A 24,203-nucleotide genomic window follows, 5' to 3' on the forward strand; every position below is an offset into this window, starting at 1 on the left:
TCAGCGGCCCTTCGACGGGTACGGCAGCAGGGCCATCTCGCGGGCGTTCTTGATCGCCTGCGTCACCTGCCGGTGCTGCTTCGGGGTCAGGCCGGTGACCCGGCGGGCGCGGATCTTGCCGCGGTCGGAGATGAACGTGCGCAGCTGGGTGACGTCCTTCCAGTCGACCGGGCCGTCCAGCTCGCGCTTCTTCCGAGGGCGCGGCGGGCGCGGCGCGGGGGTCACCAGCTGGACTTCCGGATGCCTGGCAGCTCGCCGGCGTGGGCCATCTCCCGGAAGCGGATCCGGGAGATGCCGAACTTCCGCAGGTGGCCGCGCGGGCGGCCGTCGGCGACGTCGCGGTTGCGCAGCCGGGTCGGGCTGGCGTCGCGCGGGAGCCGCTGCAGCGCGGCCTGCGCCGCGGCCCGCTCGTCCGGCGTGGTCGCCGTGCGGGCGGTCTCCTTCAGCTGGGCGCGGCGCTCGGCGTGCCGGGTGACGACCTCGCGGCGCTGCCGGTCCTTGGCGATCATGGACTTCTTGGCCATCTCAGCGCTCCTCGCGGAAGTCGACGTGCTTCCGGATCCTCGGGTCGTACTTCTTCAGCACGAGCCGGTCCGGGTCGTTGCGGCGGTTCTTCCGGGTCACGTACGTGTAGCCGGTGCCGGCGGTCGACTTCAGCTTGATGATCGGGCGGACGTCGTTGCCGCGGGCCATCAGCCGTTCCCCCGCCCGGCGCCCAGCCGACGGCGCGCGACCGGGTCGGTGGCCCGGATCCGGGCCACGACGGCCTCGATGCCCCGGACGTCGACGGTCTTGATGCCCTTGGTGGAGACGGTGAGCCGGATCCACCGGTTCTCGCTGGCCAGGAAGAAGCGCTTGGACTGCAGGTTCGGGTCGAAGCGGCGGTTGGTGCGGCGGTGCGAGTGGCTCACGGACTTGCCGAAGCTCGGCGTGCGTCCGGTCACCTCGCAGTAGGTGGCCATGCTGGTGCGCCTCCAGGGGTCGACGGGCGGGAGCAGTGCAGACACTAGATGAACACGATTCCCGTTTGCAGCTAGGGTGGCGGCGTGACCTCCCGCCGCACCCCCCTGGTGCTCGTCACCGGCCTGGACCGGGACCTGACCGCGCAGGCCGCCACCCCCCTGCTGGACCGGCCCGGCACCGTCGTGGTCCACCACGACGTCCGGGGACTCGGTCAGGGCGTCGTCGTCCGCACCCTGCGCGAGCAGCGGGCCACCGGGGTCGTCGAGTCCACCGCCGCGATCGAGCTCGCCCACGGCTGCCTGTCCTGCACGCTCCGGCTCGACCTGCTGCCCCTGCTGCGCACCCTGGCCCGCCGGGACGACGTCAGCCGGATCGTGCTGCAGCTGGACCCCGCACTCGAGCCCCAGCACCTGTGCTGGGCCTTCGAGGAGGTCGTCCTGGACGAGGACACCGCGGAGGACCAGGAGCCGGAGACCGCCGGCGACTGGGTGGAGGTGGCCGGCGTGCTCGTGGCCGTCGACGCCGCCGGCTGGCTCGACGCCGCCACCGGCGAGGAGACGATGGACGACCACGGCCTCGCGGCGACCGTGGACGACGAGCGGACGCTGGCCCAGGTGGCCGTCGGCCAGGTGACCGCCGCCGACGCGGTGCTGCTCGCCGGCGAGCCGGACGACGGCTGGGCCGCGGCCCGGCTCACCGCCGTGCTCGACCGCCTGCTGCCCGGCGCGCCGCGGGCCCAGCTGGGCCGCAACCACCCCGACGAGCTGCTGACCGCGCTGCCGCCGACCGCCAAGCGCGGCCGGATGCCCACCCCGCACGACGCCCTGCTCGCCGGCCAGCCCCCGCTGGACGCCGTCGCCGACGTGGAGCTGGTGCGCTTCTCCGCCACCCGGCCCTTCTCCCCCGAGCGGCTGCACGAGGCGATCGACGTGCTGATGACCGGCGTGGTCTGCAGCCGCGGCCGGCTCTGGCTGGCCAGCCAGCCCGACCGGGCGATCTGGCTGGAGTCCGCCGGCGGGGGGCTGCGGGTCGGCGACGCCGGACCGTGGCTGGCCACCCTGGGGGACGACGCCGAGCTGTGGAGCCAGGTCGACCCGGAGCGCACCGCCGCCGCCGCGCTGCGCTGGGACCCGCTGTACGGCGACCGGGACGTCGAGCTGGTCGTGCTCACCCACCGGCAGCCGGCCGAGCTGATCACCGCGGCGCTCACCGCCGCCCTGCTGACCGACGAGGAGCTGGCCGCCGGTGAGGACACCTGGCGCGCCCTGCCCGACCCGTTCGGCGAGTGGCACGCCGACCCCTGCGAGGCCGCCGGCCCCGCGGACGAGACAGACCTGCACACCAGCAGCACCGACCGAGAGGACCACTCCCGATGAGAGCCGGCATCCACCCCGAGTACCGCACCGTGGTGTTCCGCGACACCGCCAGCGGCGCCACCTACCGCACCCGTTCCACGATCCGCACCGAGGCGACCATCGAGCTCGACGGCGAGACGCTGCCGGTGGTCAACGTGGAGATCAGCGCCGCCTCGCACCCGTTCTGGACCGGCAACCAGCGGGTGCTGGACACCGCCGGCCGGGTCGAGCGGTTCAACCAGCGCTACGGCAGCGCAGCCCGGCCGGCACGGAAGCGAGGCTGAGGACATGGCCGTCCCGAAGCGGAAGACGTCCCGGTCCAACACCCGCTCGCGCCGGTCGCAGTGGAAGGCGGCCCCGGTGCCGCTGGTGCCGGTCACCGTGGACGGCGTCGTCCGGCTGGTGCCGCAGAAGCTGCGGAAGGCCGCCGAGCGGGGCCTGCTGCCGTGAGCCGCCGCCCGGTGCCGGGCGGGGACGCCGGTGGGCCGCTGATCGCGCTGTGCGTCGGCCACCGCTGCGCGGCGCTGCGCCGGCTGGCCGGCACCGCGGACGGCGTCGACCGGGTGGCCGAGGCCGTGCGGCACACCTCCGGCGCGGTGCTGGTCACCGCCGGCTGCCTGGGCCGCTGCGACCGGGCGGCGCTGGCCGGGCTGGCCCACCGGTCGGCCGGCACCGGCCGGCCGGGCCCGGCGCTCTGGGTGTCGGAGGTGCAGACCCCCGAGCGGACCGCCGGCCTGGTCGCCTGGGTCACCGGCGGCGGGCCCGGGGTCGCGGGCACGGCCACCGACCTGCCGGAGTGCCTGCGGACCGCGGTCGCCGGCATCGGGCCCGCACCCCGCCTCGCCTGACCGCCCCAGCCCCCGGCGATCCGGAGGGGCCGACGTCGCGACGTCGGCCCCTCCGGTGGGTCACTCGTTCGCCGAGCCCGCCGAGTCCCCGGCACGCTGCTCGCTGCTGGGGGCACCGATCCAGACGGTCTTGCCGTTCATGAACGCGCGCATCCCCAGCTCGGTGAGCTCGCGGCCGTAGCCGCTCTGCTTCACCCCGCCGAAGGGCAGCTCCGGGTAGCTCGTCGTCATCCCGTTGACGAACGCCATGCCCGACTCGATGTCCCGGATGAACTGCGCCCGCTCCCCCTCGTCCTCGCTCCACAGGTTGGAGCCGAGCCCGTAGGGGTGGCTGTTGGCGATCTCGATCGCCTCGTCCAGGCTGTCGACGGTGAACAGCGCGGCCACCGGCCCGAAGACCTCCTCGGCGTACAGGGTCATCTCCGGGGTGATCCCGGTGAGCAGCGTCGGCTCGTAGAACCAGCCCGGCCGGTCCGGGCGGGTGCCGCCGACGACGACGGTGGCGCCCTTGCTGCGGGCGTCCTCCACGTGGTCGTGCACGTCCTGCAGGCCGGACTCCGTGGCCAGCGGGCCGACCTCGGTGTCGGGGTCCATCGGGTCGCCGACGGTCAGCGCCCCGATCTTCTCGGCGAAGAGCCGGGTGAACTCCTCGGCGACGTCGCGGTGCACGAAGAACCGCTTGGCCGAGATGCAGCTCTGCCCGTTGTTCTGGTTGCGGCTGGTGACCGCCACCCCCGCCGCGGCCGCCAGGTCGGCCGAGGGCATCACGATGAACGGGTCGGACCCGCCCAGCTCCAGCACCGTGGGCTTGAGCGCGTCACCGGCGATCGAGGCGACCGACTGTCCGGCCGGAGCGCTGCCGGTGAGGGTCGCGGCGACCACCCGGTCGTCGCGCAGCACCCGCTCGATCGTGCCCGAGCCGATCAGCAGGGTCTGGAAGACGTCGCCCGGGAAGCCGGCCCTGCGGAACAGCTCCTCCAGGTACAGCGCCGTCTGCGGCACGTTGCTGGCGTGCTTGAGCAGGCCGACGTTGCCGGCCATCAGCGCCGGGGCGGCGAACCGCATCGCCTGCCAGAGCGGGAAGTTCCACGGCATGACCGCCAGCACCACGCCCAGCGGCTGCCAGGCGACGTAGGCCTGCTGCGCACCGACCGCCTCGGCGTCCTTCGGCTCCGGCTCCAGCAGCGCCGGGCCGTGCTCGGCGTACCAGCGCAGCGCCTTCGCGCACTTGCCGACCTCGGCCTTCGCCGAGGACAGCGTCTTGCCCATCTCGGTGGTCATCAGCTCGGCGACGCCGTCGGTGTCGGCGTCCAGCACGTCGGCCGCGGCCCGCAACCAGCGCACCCGGTCCTCGACCGAGGTGCGCCGGTAGCTGCGGTACGCGGCGGCTGCGCGACCGATCTTCTCCTCGAGCGCGTCGTCGGAGAGCGGCTCGTAGGTCTTCAGCGTCTCCCCGGTGGTGGGGTTGATCGTGGCGATCGCCATGGGGGTCTCCCGTCGTCGTGCTGGTCGCGGGTCGGTGCCGGACGGCGGCGCTCGTGGAAGGCGCTCCGGCGGTCCGGCAGAGCTCGCCTGCCTCGTGCACGTGCCCGCCCCCTCCGGAGGGGAAACGGCCGAGCGGGGGACGCCGGCCGTTCACGCAGGCACCGCCAACTCGTCGCCCGGTGCAACCACAGTGCCCGCATGTCCCTCGAAGCACCCCTGTCCCGCCGCACCGTCCTGAAGGGCGGCGCGGTCACCGCCGCCGCCCTGACCTTCGGTGGGCTCACGAGCGAGGCCGCCCGCGCGGCCGTGGCCGAGACCGCCCGCTCCGGCGTCTTCGGCTTCGGCGTCGCCAGCGGTGACCCGACGGCCACCGAGCTGCTCATCTGGACCCGGGTGACGCCCACCCCGGAGTCCCTCCCCGGCAGCCGCCGCGGGCCCGCCGTCCCGGTCCGCTGGGAGGTCGCCGCCGACGAGGCGTTCACCCGCGTCGTGCGCAGCGGGAACGTCGTCGCCGACGTCAGCCGCGACCACACCGTCAAGGTCGTGGTGAACCGGCTGACCCCCTACACCCGCTACTGGTACCGGTTCACCTGCGCCGGCCAGACCTCCCCGGTCGGCCGCACGCAGACCGCACCGGACGAGCCCGGCCGGACCCACGCGCTGCGGATGGCGTTCGTCTCCTGCAGCAACTGGACCGGCGGGTACTTCACCGCCTACCGCGGGATCGCCGCCCGCGACGACCTGGACTTCGTGCTGCACCTGGGCGACTACCTCTACGAGTACGGCAACGCCCCGCGGGTGGCGGGCGTGGCCGGCTCCGGCGACCGGTACGGGCCGAACGCGCTGATCGGCATCCGGGACCACGAGCCGGTCCACGAGATGGTGTCGCTGGAGGACTACCGGATCCGGCACGCGCTGTACAAGACCGACCCGGACCTGCAGCGGGCGCACCAGCAGCACCCGTGGATCGTCATCTTCGACGACCACGAGATCACCAACGACGCCTACGACTTCGGCGCGGAGAACCACGAGCGGGACGACGACCCGGCCACCCCCTACACCGAGCCGGGCAAGCCCGACGGCATCAAGCCCGAGGGCGACTTCCTGTTCCGCCGGGCCAAGGCGTTCCAGGCCTACCTGGAGTGGATGCCGATCCGCGAGCCCGCGATGTGGCAGCCGCGCCCGAGCAAGGGCCGGCAGTTCTTCCGTCGCTTCAGCTTCGGCGACCTGGCCGAGCTGTCGGTCATCGACACCCGGCAGAACCGCAGCGAGCAGGTCCCCGGCACGGTCGACGGCGCGCTCAACCCGGCGCTGACCGACCCGCGGCGGCACCTGCCCGAGCCGCCGCAGCTGGACTGGCTGACGACGGGCATCCGCACCGGGCGCACCGACTGGCACCTGGTGGGCAACCAGACGGTCTTCGCCCGGGTGTTCGCCGTCCCGCGGCCGGGCACCGTGCCCGGCTCGGTGTTCAACACCGACCAGTGGGACGGCTACCAGGCCGACCAGCGCGCGGTGCTCGACGCGATGGCCGCCGCCGGCACCGACCCGGTGGTGCTCACCGGCGACATCCACTCCTCCTGGGCCAACGACCTCCCGACCGACCTCGGCGGCTACCCCGGCGACGGCAACTCCGTCGGTGTCGAGTTCGTCTGCCCGTCGGTGACCAGCAACGGGTTCAAGGAGGCCGTCGGCTCCGCGGCCGCCGCGACCGCGACCACCGCCGCGTTCCAGGCCGCCAACCCCTGGGTGCGCTACCTGGAGGGCATCGGCCACGGCTTCGTCGTGCTGGACGTGACCCCGGAGCGGGTGCAGGCGGACTTCTGGTTCATCCGCAGCAACGGCGACAAGGGCCTGGCCGTCGACCCGCGGCTGGACCCGCAGGCGACGGTCGGCTACGAGACCTCGTTCGCCACGGTGAAGGGCTCGCGCAAGGTCAGCGGCCCGACGGCCGAGCTGGGGGCGCGCTCCGACACGCCCCGGACGGCCTGAGCACCGGCCGGCGGACCCGACCCCGCGGGTCCGCCGGCCTCCCCGGGCGGGACCACGGTCCCGCCCGTAGCGTCGTCCGGGTGGGCCGGACGGGCCCGCCACGACGAGGTCGGAGGACGATGGACACCGGTCGCATCCGCAGTGCAGCACTGGCCCGCAAGGTGGTGCCGGCCGACGAGGCGGCCGCGCTCATCCGACCCGGGGACACGCTCGGGATGAGCGGGTTCACCGGCGCCGGGCACCCGAAGGCGGTCCCGGGGCTGCTGGCCCAGCGGATCACCGCCGCGCACGCCGCCGGCGAGCCCTTCCAGGTCGACCTGTGGACCGGGGCCTCCACCGCCCCCGAGCTGGACGGCGCGCTCGCCGCCGCCGACGGCATCGGCCTGCGGCTGCCGTACCAGTCCGACCCGGTCGCCCGGCAGAAGATCAACGCCGGGGAGATCGACTACGTCGACGTCCACCTGTCCCACGTGGCCCAGCTGGCCTGGGAGGGGTTCCTCGGCCCGCTGGACGTCGCCGTCGTGGAGGTCAGCGGGATCACCGAGGACGGGCAGCTGATCCCCTCCTCCTCGGTCGGCAACAACAAGACCTGGCTGGACCTCGCCGAGAAGGTGGTGCTGGAGGTCAACAGCTGGCAGCCGGCCGGGCTGGACGGCATGCACGACGTCTACTACGGGACGGCGCTGCCCCCGAACCGCCGGCCGGTGCAGCTGACCCGGCCCGGCGACCGGATCGGGGTGCCGCACCTGCGGGTCGACCCGGACAAGGTCGTCGCCGTCGTCGAGACCCACTCCCCGGACCGGAACACCCCGTTCAGCGAGCCGGACGACACCGCGCGGGCCATCGCCGGGCACCTGATCGAGTACCTCGAGCACCAGGTCACGGTGGGCCGGCTGCCGGCCGAGCTGCTGCCGCTGCAGTCCGGCGTCGGGAACGTGGCCAACGCCGTCCTGTCCGGGCTGCAGGAGTCGCGGTTCGAGCAGCTGACCGCCTACACCGAGGTGATCCAGGACGGCATGCTCGACCTGCTGCGCTCGGGCACGCTCGCCTCCACCTCGGCGACGGCGTTCTCGCTGAGCCCCACCGCGATCGCGGACTTCAACGCGCACGTGGCCGAGTTCCGGGACCGGATCGTGCTGCGGCCGCAGGAGATCAGCAACCACCCGGAGATCGTCCGCCGGCTGGGGGTGCTGGCGATGAACGGGATGATCGAGGCCGACCTGTACGGCAACGTGAACTCCACGCACCTGATGGGGAGCCGCATCCAGAACGGGATCGGCGGCTCGGGCGACTTCGCCCGCAACGCCTACGTCTCCTTCTTCCTCACCCCGTCGACGGCCAAGGGCGGCGCGATCTCCTCGATCGTGCCGATGGTGTCCCACGTCGACCACACCGAGCACGACGTGTCGGTCGTCGTCACCGAGCACGGGCTGGCCGACCTGCGCGGCCTGCCGCCGCGCAAGCGGGCGCAGCTCGTCATCGACAACTGCGCTGCTCCGGAGTACCGGCCGCTGCTGGCCGACTACTACGACCGGGCGGAGCGCGGCGCGTACGGCCGGCACACCCCGCACCTGCTGGCCGAGGCGCTGAGCTGGCACACCCGCTACCTGGAGACCGGCAGCATGCTGCCCGGCTGACGCCTCGACCGCGCCGGGTCACGAACGCTGGGGTCGTGGTCGGGCATGCCGCCCCCCTGCCCTGCGCGGGTCAGCCGGGGAACACGTCCTGCTGGGACCACAGCAGCTCGCCGCCGTCGTCCTCGGTGTCGTCGTCCGGGTCGGCCCCGGGGGCGAGCTCCCGACCGATGACCAGCACCGACCGGCCCGTCGCCCGCAGCCCCGGCGTCTCCCCCACGGCGTCCCAGCCGTCGGCGTCGGCCAGCTGGGACAGCGCCCGGCCCAGGTCCGTCACGTCGGCGGCCGCCGCGGCGGCGTCGCCGTCGGGCCGCGAACGCAGGTACGCCCGGCGGCCGGCGGCCAGCACCGCGGCCTCGTCGGTGACCCGCAGGTCGTGCCGCTGCAGGACCGAGACGTCGGTCGTCCCGGAGGCGGTGGTCCCGCCGTCCGCTGCATCACCGACCGCTGCGTCCTCGACCTGCGACTCGTCGTCCTCGGCGTAGCCGTGCAGGACGCCGAACGGGAAGTCGTTGCCGGTGAGGTCGAACTGCGCGTCGGCGTAGGCCAGCACCGCCGGGAGCAACCGGTCGCTGGCAGCGAACACCTCGGGCATGCCGGCGTCCCCGGTCACCGCCGTCACCGCCTCGGCGTGCGCGGTCACCGCCGCGGTCAGCTCGGCCGCGGCGGCGCGCAGCCGCTCGGCCCCGGCTGGGGTGAACTGGGTGAGGTCGTCGTCAGCCACCCCGCGACCGTACGGCCCGGCCGCGCACCGAGACCGGGCTGGTCGCTGCCTCACGCCCGGCCAGACCGCCACCCGCCCGATCTCGACGCCGTCCGTGGGGCGGCGCCCCGTGTCAGCCGAAGAGCTCGCTGATCAGGGACTTCTTCTTCCGCGGCTTGCCGTACGAACCGTGCGCCGAGCCGGAGCTGCTGGCGCGCACCTGGCCCAGCACCTCGCTGACCACGGCGCCCAGCGAGGCCGGCTGGGAACTCGACGGCGACGACTGCGGGTGCTGCGCCGGGGCGTGCGAGAAGGGCTGCTGCGCCGAGGGCCGAGCCGCGGACGGCGCGGCCGCAGCCGGGCCGTCGTGCCAGGCGTTCTCCGCGTCGACCAGGCGCTCCAGCTCACCTCGGTCGAGGAAGATGCCCCGGCAGTCGGTGCACTGGTCGACGTGGACGCCGTTGCGCTCGTACGTGCGCATCGTCCCCTGACACTTCGGGCAGACCAGGTCCATGGCCCGCCAACGGGGCCCGCGGACCAGGAGTTCCCGGACCGGTCAGCGCTGCTCGTCCCGCTTGGCGGCGGGTGGCCGGCCCGCCTGTTCGCAGCGCTCCCGGGACCGGGTCTCCGAGAGGTAGTGCTGCACCGTCGCGAAGCTCGCCCGGGAGCCGCGGGCGGCGACGTCGTGGCGGGCCTCCCACTCGGCGATCGCCTTCTCCGCCGGGGTCATGGTGAGCGGGTCGGGATGCGGCCGGCGGGCGCGGTCGGCAGAGCTGCTCATGGCACTGTCCTTCCGAGAGGATGCGTGCCCTCCCATGGTCACCCCGGACGGCGCCCGTGAGAAGACCCCCGTGCGCGCCGTCGTCACCCGTGCCCGAGGGCGGCGATCGTAGCCCGGACCTCGGCCGCGGTGCCCGGCGCCACCGGCAGGTGCGGCAGCAGCGCCGGCACCTCCTCGGGCAGCAGCCCCTCGCCCAGCAGCACGTCGAGCAGGCGGTCGGCGGCGGGCACCGGAACCGGCACCGGGAGCCCGGCGGAACTGATCGCCGCCTCGGCCAGGAAGAGCGCGCCCGCCAGCTCGTCGGCGGCCGGTCCGGCCTCCGGGACGGCGGCCGGCGCCGCCGCCCGGGTGACCGCCTCCGCGGCGCGGACCAGCGACAGCGGCAAGCCCTCGGCCTCCACCTCGACCAGCGGCGCCGTGCCCAGCGCCGCCAGCACCAGGTGCTCGGCCTCGATCCGCAGCGGCGCCTCCCACTCCCCCACCCGGACGACCTCGACCAGGTCCTCGTCGTCCTCGCCGAGCTCGTCGAGGAGCTCGGCCCAGTCGGCGGGACGGGTCTCCCGGGCGCGCTCGGCCGCGGCGACGCAGGTGGCGAGCACGAACGGCTCGACGACCTCCCGGTCGAAGTGCTCGGCGTAGAGGGTGCCGTCGGCGGTGACCGCGTTGAGCGCGTCCTGGAAGCTGCCGGGCCGGGCGTCCCCCAGCTCGAGGCGGCCGTCCTCCTCGCCGCTGAGCGCCCGGCCGGTCACCGCCCGGGCGCCGAGGGTCAGCCCGGTCGCCGTCACGCGGCCGCGGACCCGCAGGTGGTGGTCGTGGTCGGAGAGACCGACCGACCAGGCGCAGGCCTCCGCGATCAGCGCACCGACGCGTTCGCGGAGCACCTCCCGGCTGAGGAGGGCCATCAGGTCCGGACCGAAGTCGCTGTCGAACACCCCTCCACCATGCCCTCCCGCGGCCGGTCGGGGTGACCCGGAGGGCCTGTGACGTCGGCCCTCCGCGTTGACCGAGCGCACTCCGGGCGGTCGGCTTAGCGTGCAGCTACCCCAGCCCCGGCTGCCTCGGAGGACCCATGCGCGTTCCCGCCCTTCCCCTGCGCCGGAGGGCCGCGGTGACCGCCGCGTTCGCCGCCGCCCTGCTGGTCCCGGCCAGCGCCGTCGCCGCCCCGGCGGACCAGGGCCGAGCCGGCCCCGGTGTCGCCGACGCGGCCGGCTCCGGGACCCTGCCGATCCGCGGCCTGGACCTCGACGCGTCGACCATCCCCGAGCTGCAGGAGCGGATGGACGCCGGCGAACTGACCGCCGTCCAGCTCACCGGGGCCTACCTGGCACGGATCGCCGCCGTCAACGACGACCTCGGCGCCGTGCTCAGCCTCAACCCCGAGGCACTGCGCGACGCCGCGGACAGCGACCGGACGCGGCAGCGGAACCAGCCGCGCGGGCCGCTCGAGGGCATCCCGGTGCTGCTGAAGGACAACGTGGACACCGAGCAGCTGCCGACCACGGCGGGCTCCCGGGCGATGCTGGACAGCCGCCCGGACGACGCCGAGATCACCCGGCGGCTCCGGGACGCCGGCGCGATCGTCCTGGGCAAGGCCAATCTCTCCGAGTGGGCCAACCTGCGCGGCAGCGCCTCCTCCAGCGGCTGGAGCGGCGTCGGCGGCCAGACCGCCAACCCCTACGTGCTGGACCGCAACCCGTGCGGTTCGTCCTCGGGCTCCGCGGTCGGCGTCGCCGCCTCACTGGCCCAGGTGGCGATCGGCACCGAGACCGACGGCTCGATCGTCTGCCCGGCCGGGGCCAACGGCGTGATCGGCGTCAAGCCGACCCTCGGCCTGGTCAGCCGCAGCGGCATCGTCCCGATCTCCGCCGAGCAGGACACCGCCGGCCCGATGGCCCGGCACGCCGTCGACGCGGCGCTGGTGCTGGAGGTGCTGGCCGGCTCCGACGACGCCGACGCCGCCACCGCCGAGATCCCCGCCGACCTGGACACCGGCTTCGCCGACCTGGACCTCGACGCGCTGGAGGGTGCCCGGATCGGTGTCTGGACGCTCACCCCCGAACAGTCGGCGGCCGTCGACGACCGGACCGAGGAGGTGTTCGCCGCGGCGGTGAAGCAGATCGAGGCCGCCGGCGCGACCGCCGTCCCGGTGCAGCTGGCCTACCAGGACGAGATCGGCGCCGGCGAGCTGCCGGCCCTGCTGGCGGAGTTCAAGCGCGACCTGAACGCCTACCTGGCGGCCACGCCCGGCGACCACCCGGCCGACCTCGCCGGCATCATCGAGTTCAACGAGCAGGACCCGGTGGAGCTGGCCTACTTCGGCCAGGAGCTGCTCGAGCAGGCGCAGGCGGCCACCGTGCCCGAGGAGGACCCGGCGATCCAGGAGACCCGGGACCGGATCCGGACGCTGGCCCGCGCCTCGATCGACGAGGTGCTCGCCCAGGGCGCCGGCCCGGAGGACGACCTGGCCGCGATCGTCGGGCTGACCAACACCCCGGCCTGGCAGACCCGGTACGAGTACCTGGACGGCCAGGCAGACGCGTTCGTCTACAGCACCTCCGGCCCGGCCGCGGTAGCCGGCTACCCGAACGTCACCGTCCCGGCGGGCTTCGCCGGCCCGCGGGACTCGCTGCCGGTGGGCGTCTCGTTCTTCGGGACCCGCTGGGACGACGCCCGGGTGCTGGACATCGCCGCGGACTTCGAGGACCAGGCCGCGGCGCGCGAGGCGCCGGGCTACCTGCCCACGGTGGGTGCGGACCCGCAGCCGGACAACCCCGAGCCCGCCACCTGAGCAGGGGAGCTGCCCGCCGCGCTGGTCAGCCCAGCAGCGCGGCGCGCAGCTCCTCGGCGTCGGTACGGACCTGGGCGAGCAGCGGGGCGACGTCGCGCTCCCGCAGCTGGCCGCAGCTGACCCGCTCGATCGGGGTCTCCTCGTGCTCGCCGTCGGTGAGCCGGCCGGCGACCTCGAGGGCGGAGCGCAGCAGGGCGCCGGCGAAGGAGGCCTCGTCGTCCACCTGCTGGAGTGGCAGGAGCATGCCCGCCGGGAAGCCCCACTGCTCCAGCGCCACCGACGTCAGCCGCAGGGCCGAGATGCCGTACCGCTGCACCTCCGCCGTCCGCCGGGAGACCGCCGACCGGTGGGCGGTCCACAGCTCGGCGTAGCCCTCGGCGTCGTTGTGGTGCAGCAGCGCGACGCCCATCTGGGCCAGCAGCCCGAGGCACAGCGCGTCCTGCGGGCGCTCGGCGAACCGCGGCGCGAGCGTGGACGCGGCCAGCGCCAGGGTGGTGCTGACCTCCCAGAAGTCCTCGGGCAGCCGCGACTCGTCGTCCAGGTCGGTCAGCGCGACCGTCGCCATCGTGCGCACCGTGCCGAAGCCGACGACGGTGACCGCGAACTGCAGCGAGGTCACCCGCCCGCGCATCCCGTAGAAGGCGGAGTTGGCGAGCTTCATCACCCGGCCGGCCAGCGCGACGTCGGCGCCGAGCAACCGGGACAGCTCCGCGGCGCTGGACCGGTCGGAGTTCGTCTCGGCGACGACCTGCGCGGCGACCGGCCGCTGCGCGGCCATGCTGTCGATGCTGCCCAGCACCCGCTCCAGGTCGAAGACCGGGGCGACGGTCAGGGACGGTGCGGCGGACGGGGTCACATCAGCTCCAGGTCGGGGTGCCGGACGGGTCCGGTGGCGGTCTTCGCGTCGGAGCACCAGGCGTCGGCGAACCAGGTGGCGGTGTCCGGGCCGGACAGCGGCGCGGCGAGGCCGAACCCCTGCAGGTGGGTGGCGCCGAGCCGGGCCAGCTCGTCGGCCTGCTGCTGGGTCTCCACGCCCTCGGCCACGGTCTCCAGGCCGAGGCTCTGGGCCAGCGCGATGACCGCGGTGGCGATCTCGGGGTGCCCGTCGGCCAGCTCGGCGACGAACGACCGGTCGACCTTGAGGCAGTCGACCGGCAGGTGCCGCAGGTAGGCCAGCGAGGAGTAGCCGGTGCCGAAGTCGTCGATGGAGACCTGCACCCCGAGGTCGCGCAGCTGCAGGAGGACGGCGCGGGCCGCGGCGGGGTCGGCCATCAGGGCCGACTCGGTGATCTCGATGGAGAGCCGGCACGGCTGCAGCCCGTGGCGCACCAGCGCCGACCGCACGTGGCCGTGCAGGTTGGCGTCCAGCTGCAGGGCAGAGACGTTGACGTTGGCCCGCTGCGGTGCCGCCGATCCCAGCCGCTCGTCCCACTCGGCCAGCTGCCGGCAGGTCTCGTCGAGCACCAGCAGGCCGAGCGCGGACACCAGTCCGCTCTCCTCGGCCAGCGGGACGAACGTGCTGGGTGAGATGGCCCCGCGCTCGGGGTGCTGCCACCGGGCCAGTGACTCCACCGCGACCGCGCTCCGCTCGGTGGTGCTGAAGATCGGCTGGTACATCAGGGTGATCTCCCGGTGGTCGATCGCCTCGCGGAGATCGGCGACGAGCCGCAGCTTGTCCCGGGCCTGGGCCCGCGCCTCGGAGTCGAGCACGGTGATCCGGCCCTTGCCGGCGGCCTTCGCCTGGTACATGGCGGTGTCGCAGTCGCGGATCAGCTCCTCGGCGGCGGCGTGCTCGACGGTCTGCACCGTGATCCCCACGCTGGCCCGGGGGTGCAGCACGACGCCGGCGAGGGTGATCGGCCGGTGCAGGGCCTCTCCGATCCGCTCGGCGAGGGCCACCGCGCCGTCCTCGGTCACCTGCTGGCACACGACGACGAACTCGTCGCCACCGAACCGGGCCACCAGGTCACCCGGACGCACCGTCGAGCGCAGCCGGTCGGCCACCTCGACCAGCAGTGCGTCGCCCACGGTGTGCCCGAGCGAGTCGTTGACCACCTTGAAGTTGTCCAGGTCCAGGAAGATGCACGCGAGGCCACCGGCCCCCGGGTGGAAGCGTTCGGCCACGTGCTCGGCCAGCAGCGTGCGGTTCGGCAGCCCGGTGAGCGGGTCGTGGTTGGCCTGGTGCGCCAGCTGCGCCTCGAAGGCCAGCCGGTCGGTGATGTCCTCGATGGTGCCGATGAAGCCCGCGCCCACACTCGGGGTGAAGACGTGGGCGAAGCGGATGACGGTGCTGCGCTCGCTGCCGTCCTGCCGGACCAGCCGCGCCTGCGTCGTGCGGTCACCACCCTCGAGCACCGCGATGGCCTGCTCGATCACCGTCTCGAGGTCGTCGGGGTGCACGGCGTCCAGCCAGCCGGTGCCCAGCAGCTGTTCGGCCTGCAGGTCGACCAGGGCGCAGAACGCGTCGTTGACGTGCGCCAGCCGCATGCCCTGCTCGGACAGCAGCGTGGGCACCGGTGAGCGTTCGGTGAGGATCGCGAAGCGTCGCTCGGAGGCGTCGGCGGTCGCCCGCAGCGCGCGCTCGGTCTCGTTGGCCGTGGAGGTCACCCGGACCGTCCAGCGCCGTCCGGCCGGCGGCGGGACCGGGACGGCGGAGACCACGCAGTCCAGCAGGGCACCGCTTGCGCACCGGACCGGCAACGTCATGTGCACCGTCCGCTCGCGGCGGAGCAGCAGTTTCAGCTCCCCGCCCCCGAGCGAGGGCAGCAGCTGCTCGACGGCCACCGCACGCAGGTCCTCGGGGTCGTAGCCGAGCATCGTCGCGGCCCGCTCGTTGCTCCACCCGACCCGCAGCACACCGCCCACCTGCTCGACCACGAGCACGGCCGCGGCGTCGCTGACGGTCACCCCGTGGAAGACGGCGGCGACGACCTCGGGGGACGCGTGGGGCTCGCTCACCGTCCGGGTCCGTGCCGACATGCCGCCCCTCCTCCCGCCGTCCAGCCGCACGCCTCGGCGCAGCCTGTCCACAGCGTCGTCCTGCCGGGGTCGGTGCTCCAGCCGATCGGGGGGACTTCCCTCCTTCGGGCGGGGTGGGTCCCCGGCGGCCACGGCGGGTGACCCCGGCGCCGCCGCCGACCCCGAGTTACTGCCGGGTAGCGGATGTGGGATGTTCGACACCCCACGTCGAGACGGCAGGGTTGCCGTCAGGAATGAGGACCCATGCGCTTGCACCTGTCGCCGGAGGACCGGGCCTTCCGGGACGAGATGCGCACCTTCTTCAGCACCGCGGTGCCGCAGTCGATCCGGGACGCGGTCGCTGCCCACCGGGAGCTGACCAAGGAGCAGTTCATCGAGGCCCAGCGCGCGCTCAACGCCGCCGGTCTCGCCGTGCCGCACTGGCCGGTGGAGTGGGGCGGCCGGGACTGGACGCCGCTGCAGCGCCACATCTGGCGCGAGGAGATGCAGCTGGCCGGGGTCCCCGAGCCGCTCGCCTTCAACACCAGCATGATCGGCCCGGTCATCGCGACCTTCGGCTCGCAGGAGCAGAAGGAGCGCTTCCTGCCCGCCACCGCCAACCTTGACATCTGGTGGTGCCAGGGCTTCTCCGAGCCCGACGCCGGCTCGGACCTGGCGTCGCTGCGGACGACCGCGGTGCGTGACGGCGACGACTGGGTGGTCAACGGCCAGAAGACCTGGACGACGCTGGGCCAGCACGCCGACTGGATCTTCTGCCTGGTCCGCACCGACCCCACCGCCGAGAAGCGGCAGCGGGGCATCTCGCTGCTCCTGTTCCCGATGGACGCCCCCGGGGTGACCCTGCGGCCGATCGAGCTGCTCGACGGCGGCTTCGAGGTCAACGAGGTCTTCTTCGAGGACGTCCGGGTCCCGGCGGAGAACCTGGTGGGCGAGGAGAACCACGGCTGGGACTACGCCAAGTTCCTGCTCGGCAACGAGCGGGTCGGCATCGCCCGCATCGGCTCGACCAAGCGGATGCTGATCGAGGCCAAGGAGCACGCCCGCGGGATCACGGTCAACGGCGCCCCGCTGTCGGAGGACCCGTACATGACCGCCCGGATCGCTGAGCTGGAGAACGAGCTGCTGGCCCTGGAGCTCACTGCCCTGCGGGTGGTGGCCAACTCCGCCGGCGGTCGCCCGCACCCGGCCTCCTCGGTGCTCAAGCTGCGTGGCTCGGAGCTGCAGCAGGCCGCCACCGAGCTGCTGGTGGACATCGCCGGCCCGATGTCGGTGGCCTCCTTCGCCGACGAGGACTCCGACGTGCCGGAGTGGGCGCAGGTGGCCACCCCGTCGTACCTGAACTACCGCAAGGTCTCCATCTACGGGGGCTCGAACGAAGTGCAGCGCACCATCATCGCCGGCTCGATCCTGGGGTTGTGATCTGACCATGGAGTTCAGCTACGACGACGAGCAGAACGGCCTCCGGGAGGCAGTGAGCGCACTGCTGTCCCGGGCGTACGGCGACAGCGAGCAGCGCCGGCGGGTGGTCGGCACCGACCCCGGCTTCGACGAGAAGACCTGGGGTCAGCTGGCCGAGATGGGGCTGCTCGGGCTCCCGTTCGCAGAGGCCGACGGTGGGATGGGCGCAGGTCCGGTGGAGGTGTCCATCGTGGCCGAGGAGATCGGCCGGGTGCTGGCGCCCGAGCCGTTCGTGGAGGCCGTCGTCCTCGCCGGTGGACTGGTGGCCGACCTCGGCACCGACGCCCAGCGCGCCGAGGTGCTCGGTGCGCTGGCCGAGGGCACGCTGCTGCCGGCCTTCGCGCACACCGAGGTCGGCTCTCGCTGGCAGGCGTCCGCCCAGTCGGTCACCGCGACCGAGGACGGCGGCGCGTGGCGGCTGTCCGGGGTGAAGGAGCCGGTGCCGAACGGCGCCCGCGCCGACCTGCTGGTGGTCAGCGCGCTCGTGGGCGACGCGACCCGGCTGTTCCTGGTGCCGGGCGACGCCGAGGGGCTCACCCGCACCGGTCACCGCAACCACGACGGCACCCGGTCGGCGAAGCTCACCTTCGCCGGCACCCCGGCCCAGCCGCTGGGCGCGGGCACCGGCGACCAGGCACCGGCCATCGAGAAGGCGCAGGCCCGGGCCCGGATCGCCTACGGGCACGAGGCGCTGGGGGCCATGGAGACGGCGCTGACCACGACGGCGGAGTACCTCAAGGCCCGCAAGCAGTTCGGGGTGTCGCTGAACAAGTTCCAGTCGCTGACCTTCCGGGCGGCCGACATGTACGTCTCCCTGGAGCTGGCCCGCAGCACCGTCATGTGGGCGACGCTGGTCGTCGACGCCGACGGCGACGTGGTCGCCGCGGCCGACCGGGCCCGGTTGCAGGCCAGCCGGGCATCGCGGCACATCGGCAAGGAGGCGATCCAGCTGCACGGCGGGATCGCGGTCACCGCCGAGTACAAGGTGGGCCACTACACCAGCCGGCTCACCGCGATCGACCACCTCCTCGGTGACGGCGACTGGGCCCTGGCCCGGCTGGCCGGGTCGGTCACCGAGCACCAGACGGTCGACGCCCTCCAGTAGTAGAAAGACTGTCTGCCCCCCACCGCTCGCGAGCTCGCGGCGGGCCCCTGCAGAGGGCCGACAGCGCCCCCCGGCCCACCCGGCCGGGGGGCGCTGCCGCGTCCGGAGCGGGGAATGCGCCCGGGTGCCGTACGGTTCCACGAGCCAGTAGTTGCGCTCTCAACCAGTGCGGCTCAGACGAGAGGGAGCACGAGATGCAGTTCGGGATCTTCACCGTCGGCGACGTCACCCCCGACCCGACCACCGGCCGGGCCCCCACCGAGGCCGAGCGGGTGAAGTCGCTCATCACGATCGCGCTCAAGGCCGAGGAGGTGGGGCTCGACGTCTTCGCCCAGGGCCAGCACCACAACCCGCCGTTCGTGGTCTCCTCCCCCACCACCACGCTGGGCTACATCGCGGCCAAGACCGAGAAGCTGGTCCTGTCGACGTCCACGACGCTGATCACCACCACCGACCCGGTGAAGATCGCCGAGGACTTCGCGACCCTGCAGCACGTCGCCGACGGCCGCGTCGACCTGATGATGGGCCGGGGCAACACCGGCCCGGTGTACCCCTGGTTCGGTCGTGACATCCGGGACGGCATCCCGCTGGCCGTGGAGAACTACCAGCTGCTGCGCCGGCTGTGGCGCGAGGACGTCGTGAACTGGGAGGGCCAGTTCCGCACCCCGCTGCAGGGCTTCACCTCCACCCCGCGCCCGCTGGACGGCGTCCCGCCGTTCGTCTGGCACGGCTCGATCCGCAGCCCGCAGATCGCCGAGCAGGCCGCGTACTACGGCGATGGCTTCTTCCACAACCACATCTTCTGGCCGCCGGAGCACACCGAGCGGATGGTCGAGTTCTACCGCCGCCGGTTCGAGCACTACGGCCACGGCAGCGCCGACCAGGCGATCGTCGGGCTGGGCGGCCAGGTGTTCATGCGGAAGAACAGCCAGGACGCCGTCCGGGAGTTCCGTCCCTACTTCGACAAGGCACCCGTGTACGGCGGCGGCCCGTCGCTGGAGGAGTTCACCTCGCAGACCCCGCTGACCGTGGGCTCCCCGGAGCAGGTGATCGAGCGGACCCTCGGCTTCCGCGACTACGTCGGTGACTACCAGCGGCAGCTGTTCCTCATCGACCACGCCGGGCTGCCGCTGAAGACGGTGCTCGAGCAGCTGGACATCCTCGGCGAGGAGGTCGTGCCGGTGCTCCGGCGGGAGTTCGCCGCCCTCAAGCCGGCGCACGTGCCGGACGCGCCGACCCACGCCAGCCTGGTCGCCGCCGCCGGCGGCGGGCACGACAGCACCGTGCAGGCCGCCGACGACGTCACCGGCCGCACGGTCGAGGTGGCGCAGGCATGACCACCCGCACCCTCGCGGTCGTCAGCGCCGGGCTGAGCGACCCCAGCTCGACCCGGCTGCTGGCCGACCGGCTCACCGTCGCCACGGGCGAGGCGCTGCGCGCCCGCGGGGAGGATGCGACCGTCGAGGTGGTGGAGCTCCGCGGGCACGCCCGCGACCTGGCCGACAACCTGACCAGCGGCTTCGCCAACGGGTCGCTGCAGACGGCGATCGACACGGTCGTCGGCGCCGATGCGCTGATCGCGGTCACCCCGGTGTTCTCCGCCTCCTACAGCGGCCTGTTCAAGACGTTCTTCGACGTGCTGGACAAGGAGTCGCTGACCGGGAAGCCCGTGCTGCTGGGCGCCACCGCCGGGACGCCGCGGCACTCGCTGGTCGTCGAGCACGCGATGCGCCCGCTGTTCGCCTACCTGCGGGCGGTCGCCGTCCCCACCGGCGTCTTCGCCGCCGCGGAGGACTGGGCCGGCGGCGGCGTCGACCGGTCGCTGGCCGGCCGCATCGACCGCGCAGCCGGCGAACTCGCCGGGCTGGTCAGCGGCCGTCCCGCGGCCACCCGTCCGGCGGACCCCTTCGCCGACCCGACCACCTCGTTCGAGGAGCTGCTGAAGGGCCGCTGACGCCATCGGGCAGGATCCGGGGATGACCCCGCCGACGTGGTTCACCCAGGCCCTCGCCCAGCAGCCGGAACACCGGGACGTCGGCGTCGCCGGGTCCCGGGTGCACTACCGGGCCTGGGGGCCGGCCGGGGCGCCGGGCGTGGTGCTGGTGCACGGCGGTGCCGCCCACTCCGGCTGGTGGGACCACGTCGCCCCCCTGCTGACCGGCCGCCGGGTGGTCGCCCTGGACCTGACCGGGCACGGCGACAGCGACCGGCGCGAGGACTACGACCCGCTGCTGTGGGCGCGCGAGGTGGTGGCCGTCGCCGCCGACGCGGGCCTCGACCGGCCGGTCGTCGTCGGCCACAGCATGGGCGGCTGGGTGGCGGTCACCGTGGGCGTCGAGCACCCGGGTGACATCGGCTCGGTCGTCGTCATCGACTCCCCGCTCAACGACCGGCCGCCGGACGAGCGGCGGCTGCGGGAGCGTCGCCGGCCACACCGGGTGTACCCGGACCCGGACGAGGCCCGAGCCCGCTTCCGCACCCTGCCGCCGCAGGACGTCCTGCTCCCCTTCGTCCGCGAGCACGTGGCCGCCGGCTCGCTGCACGCGGTCGAGGGCGGCTGGACGTGGAAGTTCGACCCGGACTTCTTCGGCACCCGGCTGCGGCTGCGCGACCTGCTGCCCGGGGTCGCCGTCCCGCTGACCTTCCTGCGCTGCGAACACGGGCTGGTCAGCCCGGAGATGGCCACCGAGATGGTCGGGCTGACCCGGGCCGGGATGCCCGTGGTGGACCTGCCCGACAGCGGGCACCACCCGATGCTGGACCAGCCGCTCGCCCTGGTCACCGCGCTGCGCACGGTGCTCGCGCTGGGCGGTGACCGACCCCGCTGAGCCGTCGGGCGAGCTCCGCGAGGTGGGTCAGAGGCAGCGGTACAGCGCCTGCCAGAACGTGTCCAGACCGTCGCCCGGCCCGGCCATGCCGCGCGCGGTGAGCAGCACCGCGACGAGGTCCCGGTCCGGATCGGCGTAGGCGGTCGTGCCCGTCCCGCCGTCCCAGCCGAACCGACCGGGCTGCGCCCACGGCTCCCCCGGCTCGACCTGCACGCCGACCTGCAGGCCCCAGGAGCAGCCGGTGCCCAGGAAGTCGGCGGCCTCCACCCGCTGTGCCGTGGTCAGCGCTCCGGTGGTCATGGCGGCCACCGATCCCGGGCCGAGCAGCGGCCCGCCACCGTCGGCGAGCGCGCCGAAGAAGGCGAGCACGTCGGGTGCGCTGGAGACCAGCCCGGCCGCCAGCCCCTCGAAGACCGGTGGCACGGACGACCGCCCGTCGGCCGGGTCGAGGAGCTCGAACCCGTCACCGGCCGGCAGGTACGCCGGGCCGAGCCGCGCGGGGTCGGTCGCCCAGAAGCCGGTGTCGGCCAGGCCCAACGGACCGGTGACCCGCGCGCGCAGCAGGTCGCGCAGCGGGCACCCGGCGACCCGGCTCAGCAGCACCGAGAGCGCCTCGGTGCTGAGCTGGTACAGCCAGCTGGCCCCCGGCTGCCCGGCCAGCGGCAGCTCGCCCAACCGGGCCAGGTACTCCTCCGGCGTCAGCTCCGGCGGCAGCGGACCCGGTCCGAGGCCGGCCCGGTACAGAGCCTGGTCCAGCGGCGAGCCGTCCCACAGCCCACCGAAGCCGGGCGTGCTGGCGAGCAGGTGGCGGACGGTGATCGGGCGGTCAGCGGGCACCGTGTCCGTGAGTGCACCGGCCCGGTCGGCCAGCACCCGCAGTTCGGCCAGCTCCGGGAGCCACCGCCCGACCGGGTCGTCGAGGTCCAGCAGCCCGTCCTCGACCAGCGACAGCGTCAGCACCCCGGCGAAGGGCTTGGACAGCGACGCCAGCCGGAACAGCGAGTCCGGACGCACCCGGGTGAGGCCCCCCAGCTCGAGGGAGCCACCGGTGTGCACCTCGACCTCGCCGTGGTGGCGCACGGCGGCGGCGTAGCCGGGCAGCCGGCCGCTCTCCACCTGTGCCTGCAGTGCCGACCACACGGTGACGAACCGGGACAGCTGGGTCATGCCGGCCTCCTGCGTCCGAGGGACGGCGCACCCGGCGTCCGAGGGACGGTGCGCTCGGCAGGGAGGACTCCGGCGGCCGGTGGAAGTCATCGCACCGGCCCCCGGACCGTCAGGCCGTCGTGCCCTTGCCCGAGGACCGCTGGGCCGCCGGGGCGTCGGCACCGTCCTCGCCGAGGTGTCGCTCGAAGTGCGGCGGGACGACGAGGTCGGCCGGGCTGAGCTGGTCGACCGAACGATGGCCGAGGCCGACCAGCGCCGAGCCGAGCCCGTCACGCAGCAGGTCGAGGACGTTGCCGACCCCGGCCTCGCCGTTGGCCGCCAGGCCCCAGAGGTAGGCCCGGCCGATCATGACCGCCCGGGCGCCCAGCGCGAGGGCCTTGGCGACGTCGCCGCCGCGCCGGATGCCGCCGTCCATCAGGACCTCAACCTGGTCACCGACCGCCTCGACGACCGCGGGCAGCGCGCGGATCGCCGCCGGGGTGCCGTCGAGGTTGTTGCCGCCGTGGTTGGAGACCGAGATGGCGGTGACCCCGGCGTCGACCGCACGCTTGGCGTCGTCGACCCGCATGACGCCCTTGAGCATGAACGGCTGGTCGCCCCACAGCTCGCGCAGCCACGCGACGTCCTCCCAGGTGGGCATGGGCGACTGCATCCACTGCCCGTAGGCCTCGAAGAAGGTGGGGGGCTTCTCGCCAGGGGTGCCGACCATGTTCGGCACCGTGAGGTCGGGCAGCTTCTTCGTCTTGGCGAAGTCCCACAGCCAGCGGGGCTTCAACGCCACCTGGGGTGCGTACCGGCGCACCGCCTCGAGGTCGATCCGCTCCGGGATGAACGGGCTGCCCCAGTCACGCCCGTAGGAGAACGACCAGTCGAGAGTGGCGATGAGCCCCGCGGCCCCGGCCCGGCGGGCGCGCTCGACCTTGGCCGCCATCACGTCCCGGTCACCGACCCAGTACAGCTGGAAGAAGGTCTTGGGGTTGGCCGCGATGACCTCCTCCATCGGCTTGCTGGCCATCGAGGACAACCCCATCGCGGTGCCTCGAGAGGCGGCTGCCCGGGCGACGGCGACCTCGCCGTCAGGATCGACCGCCTGGACCCCGGTGGGGCTGATCAGCACCGGCAGGGAGATGTCCTGCCCCATGACGCGGGTGGCCATCTGCTTGTCGTTGCTCAGCCCGGCGGTGTGCGGTGCGAAGCCAAGCTCGGCGAAGGCGGCGAGGTTGTCGTCCGCGGTGAGCCCCCGTTCGGAGCCTGCGACCAGCGCCCCGTAGACGCCCTTGGGCAGCCGCTTCTGCGCGCGCCGCTGCGCTTCCGCCACCGACTCGAACCACGCGTTCGCCACCTGCGGACCCCCTGCTGATCGGTCGGTCGGACCGACACCGTCGTCGGCCCGGGGCGCCGTCGCAGGGACCGGCCGTTCCGGCGTCGTCCCGCGTGGCACTGAGTGCCACCCTAGCGGCAGGGCGTGTCCTGGGACACAGCCGGACCGGTCAGGCGTCCTTGATCGCCGAGACGTCGAACTCCACCTGGATCCGGTCGCTGACCAGCACGCCACCGGTGTCCAGCATCGCGTTCCAGGTCAGGTCCCACTCGCTGCGCTTGATCGCCAGCGCACCCTCGAAGCCCACCCGCGTGTTGCCGAACGGGTCCAGCGCCGAGCCGGTGAGGGTGAAGTCGATCGACACCGGCCGGGTGACCGCCTTGATCGTGAGGTCGCCGGTGACGCGGTAGACGTCCCGGTCGACCTGCTCGACCGCGGTGGAGACGAAGACCATCTCGGGGTGCTGCTCGACGTCCAGGAAGTCGGCCGAGCGCAGGTGCGCGTCGCGGTCCGGCGTCCCCGTGTCGATGCTGGCGGTGGCGATCCGCAGCCGGACGCTGCTGGCGGCCGGCGTGGCGGTGTCCAGGTGGGCGGTGCCGGAGAACTCGGTGAAGGCGCCCCGCACGGTGGTCACCATGGCGTGCCGGGCCCGGACCCCGATCCGGGTGTGCGTGACGTCGACGGTGTAGTCACCCGTCACGTCGGCCAGGGCGCTGGTGGCGGCGTCGAAGTCCGTCGCGGCGCCCTCGGGTGCGCGGTGCTTGCCCACGGGTCAGCGCTCCTCGTCTCGGTGGTC

At 73.9% G+C, this 24,203-nt stretch carries 26 protein-coding genes; 12 read left to right on the forward strand and 14 right to left on the reverse strand.

The features are described from left to right. The 4 genes from rpsR to rpmB are packed head-to-tail and all read right to left on the reverse strand — an operon-like array spanning position 1 to position 962. Positions 1-225: a 30S ribosomal protein S18 gene (gene rpsR, locus O2V61_RS18550; protein WP_269184745.1), complete on the reverse strand. Its 225-nt coding sequence runs from the start codon at positions 223-225 to the stop codon at positions 1-3. Next, positions 222-524, reverse strand: a complete 303-nt coding sequence (gene rpsN / locus O2V61_RS18555) for a 30S ribosomal protein S14 (protein WP_269184746.1) — start codon at positions 522-524, stop codon at positions 222-224. Before rpsN ends, rpsR begins: the two co-directional genes overlap by 4 nt. Position 525: 1 nt before the next feature. Continuing rightward, positions 526-693 carry a 50S ribosomal protein L33 gene (rpmG, locus tag O2V61_RS18560; RefSeq protein ID WP_269184747.1) on the reverse strand — a complete coding sequence of 56 codons (168 nt, stop codon included), beginning with the start codon at positions 691-693 and terminating at the stop codon, positions 526-528. Continuing rightward, positions 693-962, reverse strand: coding sequence for a 50S ribosomal protein L28 (gene rpmB / locus O2V61_RS18565; RefSeq protein ID WP_269184748.1), 270 nt, complete (start codon positions 960-962; stop codon positions 693-695). The genes rpmG and rpmB overlap by 1 nt, the downstream gene beginning before the upstream one ends. Before the next feature lie 84 nt (positions 963-1,046). Here rpmB and mrf point away from each other — a divergent pair, with 84 nt between their 5' ends. From mrf to O2V61_RS18585, 4 genes are read left to right on the forward strand one after another with little or no spacing between them, the layout of a single operon-like run. Further along, positions 1,047-2,339, forward strand: a complete 1,293-nt coding sequence (gene mrf / locus O2V61_RS18570; protein WP_269184749.1) for a ribosome hibernation factor-recruiting GTPase MRF — start codon at positions 1,047-1,049, stop codon at positions 2,337-2,339. Next, positions 2,336-2,602: a type B 50S ribosomal protein L31 gene (locus O2V61_RS18575; protein WP_269184750.1), complete on the forward strand. Its 267-nt coding sequence runs from the start codon at positions 2,336-2,338 to the stop codon at positions 2,600-2,602. The genes mrf and O2V61_RS18575 overlap by 4 nt, the downstream gene beginning before the upstream one ends. Before the next feature lie 4 nt (positions 2,603-2,606). Next, positions 2,607-2,768, forward strand: a complete 162-nt coding sequence (rpmF, locus tag O2V61_RS18580; protein ID WP_269184751.1) for a 50S ribosomal protein L32 — start codon at positions 2,607-2,609, stop codon at positions 2,766-2,768. Continuing rightward, positions 2,765-3,166 (forward strand): hypothetical protein, encoded by a 402-nt coding sequence (locus O2V61_RS18585; RefSeq protein ID WP_269184752.1) that lies wholly within the window; start codon positions 2,765-2,767, stop codon positions 3,164-3,166. Before rpmF ends, O2V61_RS18585 begins: the two co-directional genes overlap by 4 nt. A gap of 60 nt (positions 3,167-3,226) precedes the next feature. On the opposite strand, the gene O2V61_RS18590 is transcribed toward O2V61_RS18585, so the two are convergent. Beyond that, entirely contained in the window at positions 3,227-4,651 is a 1,425-nt protein-coding gene (locus O2V61_RS18590) for an NADP-dependent succinic semialdehyde dehydrogenase (RefSeq protein ID WP_269184753.1), read from the reverse strand. A 198-nt stretch (positions 4,652-4,849) separates the two neighbouring features. Here O2V61_RS18590 and O2V61_RS18595 point away from each other — a divergent pair, with 198 nt between their 5' ends. Then, positions 4,850-6,643, forward strand: a complete 1,794-nt coding sequence (locus O2V61_RS18595) for an alkaline phosphatase D family protein (RefSeq protein WP_269184754.1) — start codon at positions 4,850-4,852, stop codon at positions 6,641-6,643. A gap of 119 nt (positions 6,644-6,762) precedes the next feature. Beyond that, positions 6,763-8,280 (forward strand): acetyl-CoA hydrolase/transferase family protein, encoded by a 1,518-nt coding sequence (locus tag O2V61_RS18600; RefSeq protein ID WP_269184755.1) that lies wholly within the window; start codon positions 6,763-6,765, stop codon positions 8,278-8,280. A 70-nt stretch (positions 8,281-8,350) separates the two neighbouring features. Here O2V61_RS18600 and O2V61_RS18605 read toward each other — a convergent pair whose 3' ends face one another. The 4 genes from O2V61_RS18605 to O2V61_RS18620 form a co-directional block, all read right to left on the reverse strand. Further along, positions 8,351-9,001 carry a hypothetical protein gene (locus O2V61_RS18605; RefSeq protein WP_269184756.1) on the reverse strand — a complete coding sequence of 217 codons (651 nt, stop codon included), beginning with the start codon at positions 8,999-9,001 and terminating at the stop codon, positions 8,351-8,353. 112 nt (positions 9,002-9,113) lie between these two features. Next, the gene (locus O2V61_RS18610; RefSeq protein ID WP_269184757.1) at positions 9,114-9,494 is read right to left on the reverse strand and encodes a TFIIB-type zinc ribbon-containing protein; all 381 of its coding nucleotides are present in this window, start codon (positions 9,492-9,494) and stop codon (positions 9,114-9,116) included. 42 nt (positions 9,495-9,536) lie between these two features. Further along, positions 9,537-9,761, reverse strand: coding sequence for a hypothetical protein (locus tag O2V61_RS18615; protein WP_269184758.1), 225 nt, complete (start codon positions 9,759-9,761; stop codon positions 9,537-9,539). A gap of 83 nt (positions 9,762-9,844) precedes the next feature. Further along, positions 9,845-10,693, reverse strand: coding sequence for a hypothetical protein (locus tag O2V61_RS18620; RefSeq protein WP_269184759.1), 849 nt, complete (start codon positions 10,691-10,693; stop codon positions 9,845-9,847). 176 nt (positions 10,694-10,869) lie between these two features. Between O2V61_RS18620 and O2V61_RS18625 the strand changes: the two genes are divergently transcribed. Continuing rightward, complete coding sequence (locus O2V61_RS18625; RefSeq protein ID WP_269184760.1) at positions 10,870-12,549, forward strand: amidase; 1,680 nt, start codon at positions 10,870-10,872, stop codon at positions 12,547-12,549. A gap of 25 nt (positions 12,550-12,574) precedes the next feature. On the opposite strand, the gene O2V61_RS18630 is transcribed toward O2V61_RS18625, so the two are convergent. Further along, on the reverse strand, positions 12,575-13,405 hold the full coding sequence (locus tag O2V61_RS18630; RefSeq protein WP_269184761.1) for an HDOD domain-containing protein: 831 nt from the start codon (positions 13,403-13,405) through the stop codon (positions 12,575-12,577). Then, complete coding sequence (locus tag O2V61_RS18635; RefSeq protein ID WP_269184762.1) at positions 13,402-15,528, reverse strand: putative bifunctional diguanylate cyclase/phosphodiesterase; 2,127 nt, start codon at positions 15,526-15,528, stop codon at positions 13,402-13,404. The genes O2V61_RS18630 and O2V61_RS18635 overlap by 4 nt, the downstream gene beginning before the upstream one ends. Positions 15,529-15,771: 243 nt before the next feature. Here O2V61_RS18635 and O2V61_RS18640 point away from each other — a divergent pair, with 243 nt between their 5' ends. The 5 genes from O2V61_RS18640 (at position 15,772) to O2V61_RS18660 (ending at position 20,919) form a co-directional block, all read left to right on the forward strand. Beyond that, complete coding sequence (locus tag O2V61_RS18640; RefSeq protein WP_269184763.1) at positions 15,772-16,947, forward strand: acyl-CoA dehydrogenase family protein; 1,176 nt, start codon at positions 15,772-15,774, stop codon at positions 16,945-16,947. 7 nt (positions 16,948-16,954) lie between these two features. Then, the gene (locus O2V61_RS18645) at positions 16,955-18,091 is read left to right on the forward strand and encodes an acyl-CoA dehydrogenase family protein (protein ID WP_269184764.1); all 1,137 of its coding nucleotides are present in this window, start codon (positions 16,955-16,957) and stop codon (positions 18,089-18,091) included. 194 nt (positions 18,092-18,285) lie between these two features. Next, positions 18,286-19,428, forward strand: coding sequence for an LLM class flavin-dependent oxidoreductase (locus O2V61_RS18650; protein WP_269184765.1), 1,143 nt, complete (start codon positions 18,286-18,288; stop codon positions 19,426-19,428). After that, positions 19,425-20,045, forward strand: coding sequence for an FMN reductase (locus O2V61_RS18655; protein WP_269184766.1), 621 nt, complete (start codon positions 19,425-19,427; stop codon positions 20,043-20,045). Before O2V61_RS18650 ends, O2V61_RS18655 begins: the two co-directional genes overlap by 4 nt. Before the next feature lie 22 nt (positions 20,046-20,067). After that, on the forward strand, positions 20,068-20,919 hold the full coding sequence (locus tag O2V61_RS18660) for an alpha/beta fold hydrolase (RefSeq protein WP_269184767.1): 852 nt from the start codon (positions 20,068-20,070) through the stop codon (positions 20,917-20,919). Between the two features lie 27 nt (positions 20,920-20,946). Here the strand turns inward: O2V61_RS18660 and O2V61_RS18665 are convergent, their stop codons facing one another. The 3 genes from O2V61_RS18665 to O2V61_RS18675 form a co-directional block, all read right to left on the reverse strand. After that, positions 20,947-22,086 (reverse strand): serine hydrolase domain-containing protein, encoded by a 1,140-nt coding sequence (locus O2V61_RS18665; protein ID WP_269184768.1) that lies wholly within the window; start codon positions 22,084-22,086, stop codon positions 20,947-20,949. 109 nt (positions 22,087-22,195) lie between these two features. Then, positions 22,196-23,428, reverse strand: coding sequence for a pre-mycofactocin synthase MftD (mftD, locus tag O2V61_RS18670; protein ID WP_269184769.1), 1,233 nt, complete (start codon positions 23,426-23,428; stop codon positions 22,196-22,198). A gap of 148 nt (positions 23,429-23,576) precedes the next feature. Continuing rightward, on the reverse strand, positions 23,577-24,176 hold the full coding sequence (locus O2V61_RS18675) for a YceI family protein (protein ID WP_269184770.1): 600 nt from the start codon (positions 24,174-24,176) through the stop codon (positions 23,577-23,579). Between the last annotated feature and the right edge of the window lie 27 nt (positions 24,177-24,203).

The organism is Modestobacter sp. VKM Ac-2985 (assembly GCF_026967925.1).
In the GTDB taxonomy this organism is placed as follows: domain Bacteria; phylum Actinomycetota; class Actinomycetes; order Mycobacteriales; family Geodermatophilaceae; genus Modestobacter.

What these genes read in the sequence shown, in the direction of transcription:
- rpsN (WP_269184746.1), bottom strand. Translation starts at nt 524, where the DNA reads ATGGCCAAGAAGTCCATGATCGCCAAGGACCGGCAGCGCCGCGAGGTC.
- rpmG (WP_269184747.1), bottom strand. Translation starts at nt 693, where the DNA reads ATGGCCCGCGGCAACGACGTCCGCCCGATCATCAAGCTGAAGTCGACC.
- rpmB (WP_269184748.1), bottom strand. Translation starts at nt 962, where the DNA reads ATGGCCACCTACTGCGAGGTGACCGGACGCACGCCGAGCTTCGGCAAG.
- O2V61_RS18575 (WP_269184750.1), top strand. Translation starts at nt 2,336, where the DNA reads ATGAGAGCCGGCATCCACCCCGAGTACCGCACCGTGGTGTTCCGCGAC.
- rpmF (WP_269184751.1), top strand. Translation starts at nt 2,607, where the DNA reads ATGGCCGTCCCGAAGCGGAAGACGTCCCGGTCCAACACCCGCTCGCGC.
- O2V61_RS18590 (WP_269184753.1), bottom strand. Translation starts at nt 4,651, where the DNA reads ATGGCGATCGCCACGATCAACCCCACCACCGGGGAGACGCTGAAGACC.
- O2V61_RS18595 (WP_269184754.1), top strand. Translation starts at nt 4,850, where the DNA reads ATGTCCCTCGAAGCACCCCTGTCCCGCCGCACCGTCCTGAAGGGCGGC.
- O2V61_RS18600 (WP_269184755.1), top strand. Translation starts at nt 6,763, where the DNA reads ATGGACACCGGTCGCATCCGCAGTGCAGCACTGGCCCGCAAGGTGGTG.
- O2V61_RS18610 (WP_269184757.1), bottom strand. Translation starts at nt 9,494, where the DNA reads ATGGACCTGGTCTGCCCGAAGTGTCAGGGGACGATGCGCACGTACGAG.
- O2V61_RS18615 (WP_269184758.1), bottom strand. Translation starts at nt 9,761, where the DNA reads ATGAGCAGCTCTGCCGACCGCGCCCGCCGGCCGCATCCCGACCCGCTC.
- O2V61_RS18635 (WP_269184762.1), bottom strand. Translation starts at nt 15,528, where the DNA reads ATGTCGGCACGGACCCGGACGGTGAGCGAGCCCCACGCGTCCCCCGAG.
- O2V61_RS18640 (WP_269184763.1), top strand. Translation starts at nt 15,772, where the DNA reads ATGCGCTTGCACCTGTCGCCGGAGGACCGGGCCTTCCGGGACGAGATG.
- O2V61_RS18645 (WP_269184764.1), top strand. Translation starts at nt 16,955, where the DNA reads ATGGAGTTCAGCTACGACGACGAGCAGAACGGCCTCCGGGAGGCAGTG.
- O2V61_RS18650 (WP_269184765.1), top strand. Translation starts at nt 18,286, where the DNA reads ATGCAGTTCGGGATCTTCACCGTCGGCGACGTCACCCCCGACCCGACC.
- O2V61_RS18655 (WP_269184766.1), top strand. Translation starts at nt 19,425, where the DNA reads ATGACCACCCGCACCCTCGCGGTCGTCAGCGCCGGGCTGAGCGACCCC.
- O2V61_RS18660 (WP_269184767.1), top strand. Translation starts at nt 20,068, where the DNA reads ATGACCCCGCCGACGTGGTTCACCCAGGCCCTCGCCCAGCAGCCGGAA.
- O2V61_RS18665 (WP_269184768.1), bottom strand. Translation starts at nt 22,086, where the DNA reads ATGACCCAGCTGTCCCGGTTCGTCACCGTGTGGTCGGCACTGCAGGCA.